The sequence below is a fragment of the Tenacibaculum larymnensis genome (assembly GCF_028829235.1).
Taxonomy (GTDB): Bacteria; Bacteroidota; Bacteroidia; order Flavobacteriales; family Flavobacteriaceae; genus Polaribacter; species Polaribacter larymnensis.
The window spans coordinates 138798-150323 of record NZ_JAIWJY010000003.1; the positions used below are offsets into that span (position 1 = coordinate 138798).

12 protein-coding genes are annotated in these 11526 nt (G+C 36.9%); all 12 read right to left on the reverse strand.

What is annotated here, in order from left to right; translation table 11 throughout:
• Positions 1-11: 11 nt before the first annotated feature.
• Complete coding sequence (locus tag LCI24_RS05565) at positions 12-1061, reverse strand: nucleotidyl transferase AbiEii/AbiGii toxin family protein (RefSeq protein WP_274639512.1); 1050 nt, start codon at positions 1059-1061, stop codon at positions 12-14.
• Between the two features lie 24 nt (positions 1062-1085).
• Positions 1086-1916, reverse strand: coding sequence for a DUF6577 family protein (locus LCI24_RS05570; RefSeq protein WP_274639513.1), 831 nt, complete (start codon positions 1914-1916; stop codon positions 1086-1088).
• On the reverse strand, positions 1885-2547 hold the full coding sequence (locus LCI24_RS05575) for a P-loop NTPase family protein (protein WP_085767712.1): 663 nt from the start codon (positions 2545-2547) through the stop codon (positions 1885-1887). The genes LCI24_RS05570 and LCI24_RS05575 overlap by 32 nt, the downstream gene beginning before the upstream one ends.
• Positions 2531-3283: a hypothetical protein gene (locus tag LCI24_RS05580; RefSeq protein ID WP_274639717.1), complete on the reverse strand. Its 753-nt coding sequence runs from the start codon at positions 3281-3283 to the stop codon at positions 2531-2533. The genes LCI24_RS05575 and LCI24_RS05580 overlap by 17 nt, the downstream gene beginning before the upstream one ends.
• 3 nt (positions 3284-3286) lie before the next feature.
• Positions 3287-3571: a helix-turn-helix domain-containing protein gene (locus LCI24_RS05585; protein ID WP_026813287.1), complete on the reverse strand. Its 285-nt coding sequence runs from the start codon at positions 3569-3571 to the stop codon at positions 3287-3289.
• Positions 3572-3919: 348 nt separating this feature from the next.
• Positions 3920-4642: an RteC domain-containing protein gene (locus LCI24_RS05590; protein ID WP_274639514.1), complete on the reverse strand. Its 723-nt coding sequence runs from the start codon at positions 4640-4642 to the stop codon at positions 3920-3922.
• 188 nt (positions 4643-4830) lie between these two features.
• Positions 4831-6045, reverse strand: a complete 1215-nt coding sequence (locus LCI24_RS05595; protein WP_121666319.1) for an MFS transporter — start codon at positions 6043-6045, stop codon at positions 4831-4833.
• The gene (locus LCI24_RS05600; protein ID WP_274639515.1) at positions 6046-8148 is read right to left on the reverse strand and encodes a copper-translocating P-type ATPase; all 2103 of its coding nucleotides are present in this window, start codon (positions 8146-8148) and stop codon (positions 6046-6048) included. It abuts the gene before it with no gap.
• Positions 8149-8166: 18 nt separating this feature from the next.
• Positions 8167-8460: a phosphoribosylpyrophosphate synthetase gene (locus tag LCI24_RS05605; protein WP_083645387.1), complete on the reverse strand. Its 294-nt coding sequence runs from the start codon at positions 8458-8460 to the stop codon at positions 8167-8169.
• 6 nt (positions 8461-8466) lie between these two features.
• Positions 8467-9111 (reverse strand): hypothetical protein, encoded by a 645-nt coding sequence (locus tag LCI24_RS05610; protein WP_008616394.1) that lies wholly within the window; start codon positions 9109-9111, stop codon positions 8467-8469.
• Positions 9108-10001 (reverse strand): ribose-phosphate pyrophosphokinase, encoded by an 894-nt coding sequence (locus LCI24_RS05615; RefSeq protein ID WP_034886808.1) that lies wholly within the window; start codon positions 9999-10001, stop codon positions 9108-9110. The genes LCI24_RS05610 and LCI24_RS05615 overlap by 4 nt, the downstream gene beginning before the upstream one ends.
• Positions 10002-10009: 8 nt before the next feature.
• Positions 10010-11512, reverse strand: a complete 1503-nt coding sequence (locus LCI24_RS05620; RefSeq protein WP_274639516.1) for a thymidine phosphorylase family protein — start codon at positions 11510-11512, stop codon at positions 10010-10012.
• Positions 11513-11526: the final 14 nt, after the last annotated feature.

The following is an 11526-nucleotide window of genomic DNA, read 5'->3' on the forward strand; positions in this document are numbered from 1 at the left end:
ATTGTGAAATTTTAACTTAAAGTTATTGCCTTAAACCAATAAAAAAACGCTTCAGGGTTGCTCTTTTTCAATTTATTTAGCTTGGTGAATTGAGGGTTCTTAATCAACCAATCTTTAACCTCAAGCGGATTTGTAAACCTTTCGATTTCGCTATCAATACCAGCCTTAATCAGTTCAGATAGGTATGCAACTTTTGAAGCAGCTGTAATGGCTTCTTCAATATTGAACCTTACCAATGTAAAATTGGTAAAATTGCTTATTCCTGTTTGCAGATGTTTAAATTCCTCGGAATTTGTGTCACGGACGGAAAGTATAAAACAGGCTTTTTGGGTGTCTTCCAAAACCTGTTCTGAGGTTATGTTTAGTTTTCTAAACGCTATTTCCTCTGCAACTACTTTTGTGAAGCTGTTACGGACTGTTGCTAAGTCCGAAATATTATCCATTAAAAACGCTACGTCGAATAACTGTTTGATAATTTCAACTGGTCTATCTTTGCTGTATAAAATCCCTGTGGTTTTTGGTGCAAACGCAGTTAGCTTATCGCCTAAAATGGCATCAAACGTTGGCATTTTTACTGTTGTGATTTTCCCTTGTGTTTGAAGCCAGTTGTGAGCAATCGGAATTTCTGTAAGTTCGGGATAAGGGTTTGGTGTGTAGAGAATATCCAGTAAAATTGGCTCAACACGACTATCTACATTGCTTTTGTAGAACATCTTGAAATGACCAACTGGTGCATCAGGCGTGTGCTTTCTGTCATTGTCATCTTCCCAATGTGTAAACGCTTCAGTTTCTTTACTTATAGCTTCAAGAACAGTTTCTATGTCGCTTTGGCTTTGCTCGGTAATAATATCGATGTCGATTGAAAACCTTTTAGGCTCTTCTGTTGCCAACAATAATGCAGTTCCTCCTTTAAAAATAAAATCGAGTTTGTTGATTTCAAGTTGTTCCAAAAACAGTAAGGCATAGATAACCTTTTCAATAAGTTTTGGATCATACTTTTTACCTAGTCTTTTTTTGACTTCATAAATCCACTCTGGTTGATATGTAGTTTCTTTAATCATTAAAATTAATGTTTGGCAATAAAATTAATTATTTGCCAAAGTTAAATTGCTTAATTGTTCAACTTCCGTCTCTCTATTACGCCTGTGGGCATAGCGTTTCATTTTACTTTTGCTTATCTCAAACTTTTCGAATGCCGATCGGTAAATAAATTCCAATTCACTTTGTTGTGCACCAAATAAATTAGTGTCTATTAGCATATCGACCAACAATTTTTCAAGGGATGGAATAATGATATTTTCGGATTGAACTAAAGGTGCTTCGGATACCAACTGCTTTAAAATTATTGCATTATCACTATTATGAACGTACAGCTCGAAAGTTTCAGCATCTGGTTCTGTAAAAACGGTTTTGCCTTGGTCTTTCAACTTGTAAAAAACGGATTGTACCACATCTTTTTCCAATTCAATTATGGTGTAAAATCTAAAGGGTTGGTGGCGCATAAATTGGTTTAACCATAAAGTGTTCCACACACAGAATTCAATGAATGGATAATCTTTTTTTATTTTATTGTACAGTCGTTTTAATTTGGTATCAATAACTGGAATAAATCTATCTTTTCCACTTAAAGTGTATTTACCTCTGGATGGGTTTTTTAACACACCTTCTTTTTTAAGTTTAGACAAATACACAGTGATAGAACTTTCCTTTAAGTTTGGAAAATCTTTCTGAATAAGCTCTACCAGACTGGTTTTTGAAATAGCTTGCTGGTCAACAAAGTATGTTGGTATTTTATCTTTAATAGTTTGTTCCAGAACAATGATATTTTGAGTTAAACTTTGGCAAAATACACATTTTTTGCCAAAGTTTAATAGTGAATAGCAATTACTTCCGTTTATCCGTAGCCTTTGTATCAAAAGCAATCAAATTAAAAAGTTCCCGCATTCTGCTACGAACACGGTTTCCGTAGCGTTCTTCCAATTCTTCGGCATTGAGGTTGGTGGTTGCGTGGGTTTTTATTTTACGCTTTGTCTGTAGGTAAAGCTCGTATCGAGATAAGAGCACTTCGCCCATTACGTTTAAATCCTTTCCATAAAACCGACCAGCTGGCTCTACGCCCAAATCATCAAAACAGAAAAATTTGGAGTTACCATATTCTTCAATGGTTTTAAAACCGAGATGGTTAAAACTAAACGCTACATTCCGGCAAGGAATCATTTCATAAGGTCGTTGCATTGGAACGATATGGCGCAGCAATTTCATCAAGGTGGTTTTTCCACATCCTACAGGTCCAGAAAGTAAAATACCTTTGTCGATATCAATTCCGTTCTTTTCACAGTTCTCTTTGTCCTTGATGAAATAATGGCAGAGGTTACGTATGATAGCCGTGTCCTCATCGTAGATTCGGAAATTTTTTCCAAAGAGCATTTTTCCCTTGGCATTCAGGTAAATCAGGATTTTGTCAAAATCGTAGAGAACACTCTTGCCGTCAAACTTGCCAAGCGAATATTCCACGCCACCTTCGGTGATTTTAGAGGGGTTGTCCATAATCTTTGTTTTTAGTGGTTCGCAAGTTGTCCTTGATTTGGGACGCTTGTTTTTTGTTTGGTTTGTTTTCTTTGGCATATAACTCTGTCCTGCCCATCCAGTTAGTGGCCAAGGCTCGCCAATCTCGAATTTCTTTTCCATCGCTCGTTTGCCAATTCCGAGTTTCATAATACTCGAAGAATTTTTTTCCTTCATCAGCATTAAAACCTTTTTCAATAAAAAAATCAATAACGGCCTGCCAGCCCTTTGGTTGTTTTAGATTGTTTACTTGTTTGGTATTGTTTATAGTAGATACCAATGCTTGTCCACTCACGGGACGGTTTGAGTCCACCACTTGTCCATTTTTGGGACGGTGCTGTCCCATAACAGGTTCACGGATGGGATGGTACTGTTCCGCAAGCTGTTCTAATATGGGATCGTACCGTCCCATATCCGGTTCATCACTTGTACCGATAATGGCCATCTTGATTTTGCTTCCTTTGTAGGGGTTATTGGAAGGGAAATAGGTGAGATAGTTCCAAGAATCAAGGTTTGTCACACATCTATGGTAAGTGGATTTTGAGCCAATCTTGGCTACACGCATTAATTCTCGACGGTTCACATAAAATTCATCTGCAAATCGGCTACTGTTCCATTCTTGGAACAGTGCCATATAGAGACTTATATGTGTTGGGTTGAGGCGGTCATCAAGAAAGAACTTTTCAAAAGCCGCATTAAGTAGCTTTATGTAGTTCATCATTTAAGAATTTGTCTTGTGTTGTACATGGTTTGAGGTCATTACATCTTGAATTTCTTCGGCATCGTAATAGATTATGCCTCCAACTTTTGTGTATGGTAGCGTACCATTGATTCGAAGATTCTGTAATGTTCCTGGACTGACTTGAAGCAAGTCCATAACTTCTGAAGATTTGAGATATTTTTTAAGTTTTCCAGTAGCTTGTTTGGAAAGAAGGTTTTTAATGTCATCGAGCAATTCTATTTTAAATTCCCGAAGATCGTCTGTGGTAATAATATTTGCTGGCATAATAGAACGGTTTTAAAAGAAAGGGGCTATCATTATCGCTTTTCAACTAATTTGATAGCCCCTGACCTGATTTAACTCACGAGCTTTAGTATTTTAATAAAAAAGTGTTCGTGAATCTGTCGATTTGACTTTCGTTCTACAAATTTGGGATGATTTATTGGATATTAACCCCAAGTCATACCCAAGTTGGGTGTTTTTATATACTCATTTTCAATGGTTTAAATTAGTTTTGTTTAGCGGTTGTCCTGAAAATAGTATATGCTAAATGATAATAACGAAAATTAATTTTATTTTTTCCCAAGTAGTACCCAACTTGGGAAGAAATTTAACATTTAAGCGAAATGAATTTTATCCATCCGTTTCCTCCATTCTCCTTAAAAGTGTTGCTTTCAGTCTATCGATAAACTTGGTTTGGTCAATTTTCCGTTCTCTAATTTCGAGAAAAGTTCTATAAACATTTCCGAGTTTGAGTTCAAAGATGTCTTCACAAGCCGAAGCCATCTCTTTAATCCCAGCCGTACCACTTTTTATCGCTCCTGAAGCCTGTAAGGCATAAATCAATTCAATTAGGTCTGTTTTTGAGGCTGTCCATCCAAGTCGCTCGCCATTTGATAAAGTACTCAGTTTATTCTGTACACCGTTTGACAGATCCCTCAAATAACTTAACTCTTCTACGTAATGACTGATTAATAAATCGTAGGCCATAATTTTGGCAATTGCATTATCGTGGCTTGTGGAAAATTCTGCATCGGTATAAAAATGAGATGTGTTTGACACCAGACTGATTTTATCATTTCCTCGTAAAAAATAGAATTCATCCAAAAGTTCAGAATCTTCCCTGTAATATTTTATAAAATCTATATTTCGCCGATTGCTTTCTTGTAGTTTATTTATTTCTGAATCGATAAATTCCTGTTGAGATTTTATGGTGCCAGCAGGTCTGTTTATTAAAAAATTGTAGAGTTTGGCATAAAATTTCAATCTGCTATAAACATAAGGCTTATGTTTTTTAAAGAATATGATTTCATTTTGTTTGTCTTGAAATTCATTTTCTCTTACACAAACTCGCAATTGCTGTAAGTATTGTCTTGAAATGGAAATACCTTGTTCAACATTATTGAAATCGTTAAGATTAGATTCCTTACTGCTTTTATTTCCTCTTTGTAATTATCTAAAATTTTATGAATCAGCTTATGCAAAATATTTGGGGCTTTAGATTTGGGTTAATTATCAATAAATATGGTTATGTGCTTATTTTTTTATGGTGGATTTTTGAAAAAGAATAAAAAACCAATAACAGCCAAGACAATGCTGCCAGCAATTATAAAAGGGTAGTAAAAACCACCTGCGAGTAACCAAGTCCCTAAAACAGGCCCTAGAATTTGACCAACGCTATTAGTAGAGCTCTGAATAGAAATGTTCCTGCCAGTATTTTGCTTTGATATTAATGAGACCGCAGAAAGTAAATTTGGGGTTACCATAGCACCTCCAGCAGCGAAAACAACGATTAACACATATACCAAGTATTCATTCTTAAAAAAGGGAAAGACAATTAAGGATAATCCAGATATAAACAACCCTAATGCAATTTGTTTCTTTGTGGATAAAAACTTCTCTCCGTAAGTAGCGAACAAAGGTTGTAAAACAGCCATTATTGAACCACATAGCATAAAACCAATACCTATTTGGTTACTGTTAAATCCTAATTCATCTTTCCCATATATTGAAAAGACAGTTTCAAACAGCGTTACTACAAATTGGATGACAAACGACAGACCCAGTAATACGACAAAATATTTGGTAAATGTGAATCGCAAGCTCGCTTTTTGTGTTGTGAACGTATGTACGCGAGTGGTGTTTTTTAACCATTTTGCTACTACAAATAAGACTATAAGTCCTAGAAGAGCGGCAAACAAAAAGGGTACTGAAAATCGGTCTAAATGCAGCAGACCTATCGTATATTTTAAATGAAGGTCAGTTTGAGACAGAAAGCCACCAATGACAGGGCCAAAAATAACACCAGAGCTAATGGCAACACCAGACCAGGCCATTATTTTGGTTCTCCGTTTTTCTGAAGTAATGTCGCTTAAATATGCGTTGCTAACAGGAATAACTGAAGACGTAAAAATACCTCCAAATATTCGAGCAATATATAGCATTGTCAAAGATGTTGCTAGACCAGTAAGCAATTGCATTATAACAAACCCAATTAGACCGATTAATATAATTGGTTTACGTCCATATCTATCTGAAAGCTTTCCCCATACCACAACAAAAATTAATTGAAATAATGGATAAATGCTTGTTAGCAGTCCAATATGGAAGTTGATTAAATCGGTATCAAGATTGTCTTTTAAAGCTAATCTTTCGGTATAGTAAGGAAGGGTTGGCAATAATATACCATAGCCCAGCATCACTACAAATAAACTCAACAGGATTAAAAATATCCTGTTGAGTTTTTCTTTTCTTTCCATTTATTTTTTACCGATTTTTCTTTTTAACAATTGTGCATTAATGGCCACTATAATGGTGCTCAAACTCATAAATACAGCTCCAACGGCAGGTCCTAAAACAAAGCCTGAAGAATATAGTACGCCAGCTGCTAAAGGAATAGCCACTACATTATATCCCGTAGCCCAGATTAGATTCTGAATCATTTTGTTATAGGTCGCTTTTCCGAATAGAATTAGATTGGCAATATCCTGTGGATTGCTATTTACCAAAATAATATCGGCAGTTTCAGCAGCCACATCTGTTCCGGAACCAACGGCAATACCAACATCAGCTTTTGCAAGTGCAGGCGCATCGTTTACACCATCGCCAGTCATAGCCACAAATTCTCCTTTGTTTTGTAACTTTTCTACAATTTCTACCTTTTGATGTGGCAGCACTTCAGCATAGTAACCATCCAAGCCAAGCTTATCACTTACAGCTTTGGCTGTTTTTTCGTTATCTCCTGTTGCCATCAAAACTTTAATGTTATTCTTTTTAAAGACTTTTATGGCTTCGGCAGATTCTGGTCGTATTTCATCGGCAAGAGCAATGTAACCAGCTAATTTTCCATCAATCAATACAAAAACAACTGTTTCAGCGGCATCACTGTATGCGTCTTCGGGAATAGTGATTTTTTCATCCCTTAAAAAACCAGGACTAACCACTTTTACTTGCTTACCTTCTACATTGGCCTCAACGCCTTTACCTGTAATTGCATTAAAGTTTTCAGGCTTTGGGATGGTCATATTATCTTCTTTGACTTTTTTAATAATACCTACGGCGATAGGATGTTCCGAACTTTGTTCCAATGCACTCGAAAGCCTTAAAATTTCTTCAGATGAATAAGTTTCGCTAACAGACTCAATTCGAGTAACGCCAAAATCGCCTTTGGTCAATGTTCCCGTTTTATCAAACAATAAAGCTGATATTTTTCGGGATTCTTCAAAAGCGGTCCTATTTCGAATTAATAACCCGTTTTGAGCTGAAACAGCAGTAGAAATAGCAACCACAAGTGGTATGGCAAGACCTAATGCGTGTGGACAAGCAATGACCATAACGGTAACCATTCTTTCTAAAGCATAGACAAATGGAAAGCCTAAAATCAGCCATACCGCTAATGTTCCAAAACCAATAGCCAAAGCGATATAGGTTAACCATTTTGCAGCCCTGTCTGAAAGATTTTGCATCTTGGATTTGGTTTTTTGCGCTTCTTCGACCATTTTGATGACCTTGTTGAGATAGCTATCTTTTCCAGTATGCTCAACCTTTACTTTTAAGGTACTGTTACCATTTACCGAACCACCAATAACCTTATCGTTTTCATCTTTTTTTACAGGTTTGGATTCTCCTGTTAGCATTGATTCATTCAAGTAACTGGAACCTTCAACAATGATTCCATCAGCTGGAACTTTTTCACCTGGTTTTACAAGTATTACGTCATCTTTCAGTAAATCTTCCAGAGGAATATCTTCAATAGTGTCTCCTTTAACACGATGTGCCTCGGCAGGCATCATGCTTACTAACAGCTGCAAGGCCTTAGAGGCGCCTAGAACGCTTTTCATCTCTATCCAATGACCTACAAGCATAATAGCAATAAGCGTAGCCAGTTCCCAGAAAAAATCGACACCTTCTAAACCAAACACCGTTGCCGAACTATAAACGTAAGCCACGGTAATGGCCATAGAAATAAGGGTCATCATCCCTGGTGCACCTTTTTTGATTTCAGACCAGAATCCTTTTAAAAATGGCCAACCACCATAGAAATATACGATTGTGGAAAGTGCAAAAAGGATATATGGATTTCCGGGAAGCAAAAACTCATATCCAAAAAAGTCCTGAATCATCGGTGAGAAGAACAGTATGGGAATAGTAAGTACAAGGGTTACCCAAAACCGTTTTCTAAAATCGGCAATCATCATTTTATGATGGTCGTGGCCCATTTGACCGTGACCCGGATTGTGACCCGAATGGTCCCCACCTTTGTGGTTCATTTTAGAATGGTCTTCTTTTTTGTGTTTCATCTTCGAATGGTCCATTTTAGAATGGTCCATTTCATCGTGATTGTGGTGTTCGTGATTTTCCATTATTGTCTTGTTTAAGTGTTATCGTAATTTTTTTCTCATAGCTTCCGAAATGTTTTCGGCATAGACGCCATAGGCATCTACCAGAAGTCCTTTAATTCCATCATTGGAGGATATAGCATATAAAATGCTATTATCGTCGGTACTGCTCATACCCTCAAAACGATGCATCTCGTCAACATTAAAATCTTCTGGGTGTATTTCAATTTTTAGTGAGGCACACTCCAAACATTCTGGTTTTAGGTTAAAATCATATGTATAGCCATTTCCCTGTAAATCGTTTATGGCTTCAGAAAGTGTATCGTAATTTTTCATCTGTCTTTATTTATAGTTTATTGTAAAATAGCTGTTATCTGCTTCTGAAAATTTCTGAAAAGTCAATAATCCTTTTTCATTTAATTTTTCAATAACAGTATAATTGAATTGCTTGATGCGAATACCCCAGGCATAGGCCTTAATATTTATTTTTGATTTAATAGTGTTTTTGCCAGCTTCTAATTTTCGATCGTAAATTTTTATGATGCTTTTTGAACCGAAAAAATTCAACAAGCCCGAGTCAAAACTCATTTCCAATTCAATATTTTTCAGATTATCCAAATTGTATAGTTCTTTAAATTTCTTTGAAGTGGTGTTGATTTCTGTTTTCTTTGATTTTGGATTGGAAAACGGGAAAGCCATTACCACTACACTTGCTTCATCAGGCTTGCAACGATAGGTTGTGGTGTATTTATCGGTCAATTTTTTGTCTTTATCAAACAATTCCGTAACTACCTCAATTTCATAGTATCCATTTTTCTTTATTGTTTCACTGGCTTTGAAAGTTTGTTTATTTAAAAAAGAACCATTTTCATCAAAGTTTTCCCGAATAACAACTCTGCCTGAAATCTGCCCAATGAGCATTTCAGTTTGTCCAGTCATTGTGATGCTGAATAAAGTGATTAGTACTATAAAGCCTTGTTTTCTCATATATGGTGCATTAATTTTTTTACCTCTTTTGCCATAATATCACTTAAATCTATTCCATTTGAAGAGTGTGGGATGGTATTACAAGTCACTATTTTTTCTACTCCGGAATCCAATAAATCTTGATAGGCGTTTCCTGAAAAAACGGCGTGAATGCCTACACAAATAGGTGGTTTCATTCCTGCTTTTTTAAGATGTTGTACGGTTTCAATCATTGTTCGGGCTGTGGAAATAATATCATCTACCAAAATGGGTGTAGCATCTTTATATATATCCACATCGGGAACAGAGACTTCTACATCACGGTCACCGTGACGCACCTTTTGTAATACCGTAAATGGTGCTCCTGCATTTTTGGCGACTTCTGATACCCATTGTTCACTTTCAGAATCAGGTCCGATAAGTACCGGGTTTTCGATATTTTCTTTAATCCATTCTGAAATTGCGTCGGCAGCGTGAATCACTTTATTTGGAATTTGATACACTTCTCCCAACGAACTAATTCTGTGCAAGTGAGGGTCAACTGTGGTAATGCTATCGGCGAAACCAGAAATCAATTTCCCGAAGAAACCAGAAGTTACCCCTTCGCCTTCATTAAATACTTTGTCCTGCCTCATATATGCCAAATAGGGCGCTACCAAACAGGTGCACATTGCCCCTAATGATTTGGCAGTATGACTTAAAAAATAAAGGGGCAATAGTTTTTCGTCTGGTTCGTGCAAGGTGCATACCAGTACAACACATTTGTCTTTAACATCAGATAAGATACGTGTATAGGATTCTCCATCAGGGAAGTTGCGCAAAGTGGCTTTGCCCACTTCAGCATCCATTTTTGTAGCCATAAGTTCTGTGAGTTCTTCATTTCCGGGAAGACTGAATAATATTGTTTTCATTTTATTTTTTATTTAATAGTTATAATGTCGTTATGACTGTTCTTGTACTCTAAGGCGTAATTTAATTCACCCTGCGATTCTGCAAAAAGCGTGAATAGTAAGTCATCTTTTTCAATTTTATCATTCAAATGCACATTCAATAAAATTCCAGCAGATTTAGATTGAGGTGCGCCTGAAAGTTTGGCAAGCTTTGCTATCTTTCGATTATCAATACGCTTTAGACTGCCTGATTTTTCTGCTCTGATTTCAATTTTATAACGTGCTAAAACAGGTTTTGAAAAGCGGCCTTGGGCCTTACAAATGGCAAGGAATTTTTCATAAGCCTGACCAGATGTAAGCAATTCTTTGGCGGTTTCCGTTCCTTTTCCTTTTTCGACTTTGCCCGAAAGCTCTATAAGTTCTCCAGCCAAAAGCAACGCTCTTTCCATTAGGTCGATTGGGGCATCTGCCTCATTTTTCAAAACTTTTAATATATCTATGGCTTCTAAAGTTGGACCGATACCCCTTCCAACAGGCTGCGTGCCATCCGTAACTACAACTTTTACATTCAACCCAACAGCAGTTCCAACGGTTTCCATATGATTTTTTAGTTTTTCTGCCATTTCGGTACTGCGAACCTTGGCGGTTTCTCCCACGGGAATATCAATAACCACGTGCGTAGAACCAGCTGCTGCTTTTTTTGATAGTACCGAAGCAATAAGCTGACCTTCACTATCAATATCCAAAGCTTTTTCAATTTTTATGAGCACATCATCCGCAGGACTTAATTGGGCTGTACCACCCCAAACAAAACAGCCACCTTCTTTTTCGACTACAGCTTTTATTTCTTCGGAAGAAAGGGTGACATTGGTCAAGACTTCCATAGTATCTGCTGTACCTGCTGGCGAAGTGATTGCCCGTGAGGATGTTTTTGGCATAGTAAGCCCATATGCGGCTACAATGGCAACTACCAATGGCGTTGTTCTATTGCCAGGTAATCCGCCAATACAATGCTTATCGACTACGATTTCCTTGTTCCAATTCAATTGCTTTCCTGAAGCAATCATCGCTTTTGTGAGGTCGGATATTTCATTGATATCCATTCGGTCTCCTGCACAGGCGGTGATAAATGCTGAAAGGTGGATGTTGGAATAATCGCCTTCCACGATATCGGTTATGATGTTGTTATAGGCCTTATAATCCAGTTTTTTGTTATAGATTTTTGCCCTGACGTGGCTTAAGGATTCAATAGGCTCTAAATGGGAAACATATAATGTATCGTTTGGGGAAACATTGAGTTTTTTCGCAGCAGCATCTGATAGTCCGATTTCATTAGGCAACAGAATATCAGAATTCAGGACATTAAGACTTGCTACGATTGATGTATTTGCATTGGATATTCTTATTCGGGTAAGTGCCTCAAACCCTTCTGAAATACAGACGTGGCAATCTTCGCGCATATACACTACATTTTCGTTTTGGGTATAGATTCCGAGATGTTTATATTTTAAAATATTCGAATTTTCTTCCATTTTATTCCTTATTA

Bases quoted from the DNA above. Each gene is read 5' to 3' on its own strand.
- LCI24_RS05565 (WP_274639512.1), bottom strand. From the start codon at position 1,061: ATGATTAAAGAAACTACATATCAACCAGAGTGGATTTATGAAGTCAAA.
- LCI24_RS05575 (WP_085767712.1), bottom strand. From the start codon at position 2,547: ATGGACAACCCCTCTAAAATCACCGAAGGTGGCGTGGAATATTCGCTT.
- LCI24_RS05580 (WP_274639717.1), bottom strand. From the start codon at position 3,283: ATGAACTACATAAAGCTACTTAATGCGGCTTTTGAAAAGTTCTTTCTT.
- LCI24_RS05585 (WP_026813287.1), bottom strand. From the start codon at position 3,571: ATGCCAGCAAATATTATTACCACAGACGATCTTCGGGAATTTAAAATA.
- LCI24_RS05595 (WP_121666319.1), bottom strand. From the start codon at position 6,045: ATGGAAAGAAAAGAAAAACTCAACAGGATATTTTTAATCCTGTTGAGT.
- LCI24_RS05600 (WP_274639515.1), bottom strand. From the start codon at position 8,148: ATGGAAAATCACGAACACCACAATCACGATGAAATGGACCATTCTAAA.
- LCI24_RS05605 (WP_083645387.1), bottom strand. From the start codon at position 8,460: ATGAAAAATTACGATACACTTTCTGAAGCCATAAACGATTTACAGGGA.
- LCI24_RS05610 (WP_008616394.1), bottom strand. From the start codon at position 9,111: ATGAGAAAACAAGGCTTTATAGTACTAATCACTTTATTCAGCATCACA.
- LCI24_RS05615 (WP_034886808.1), bottom strand. From the start codon at position 10,001: ATGAAAACAATATTATTCAGTCTTCCCGGAAATGAAGAACTCACAGAA.
- LCI24_RS05620 (WP_274639516.1), bottom strand. From the start codon at position 11,512: ATGGAAGAAAATTCGAATATTTTAAAATATAAACATCTCGGAATCTAT.